At 62.1% G+C, this 248-nt stretch carries 1 protein-coding gene; it reads right to left on the bottom strand.

Annotated features, from left to right (window positions below):
- Positions 1-248: BamA/TamA family outer membrane protein (locus ACLJNW_RS27405; protein WP_410961708.1), on the bottom strand; the 248-nt coding region annotated here is incomplete at both ends.

Consider the following 248-nt stretch of genomic DNA (forward strand, 5'->3'; position numbering starts at 1 on the left):
GAACTGGCGAGGTTGTCGGTCTTGATGCCGTCGCAGTTGGTGGTGGTCTTGGTCGGGCAGTCGGTATCGAAGGTGCTACCCACGTCCCAGAACAGCACGGTACGCAACTGGCGCTGGTCCTTGACGAACGGCAGCGGGAACAGCAGCTCGGCGCCGCCGGTGATCAGGATGTTACCACCGAAGGCTTCGGGATCCTGGTCCGGGTCGGTGTAACGGCCCTTGCTGTCAGGCCCTTGGTTCTTCATAGG

The sequence above is a fragment of the Salmonella sp. SAL4457 genome (assembly GCF_046548235.1).
Taxonomy (GTDB): Bacteria; Pseudomonadota; Gammaproteobacteria; order Enterobacterales; family Enterobacteriaceae; genus Salmonella; species Salmonella enterica.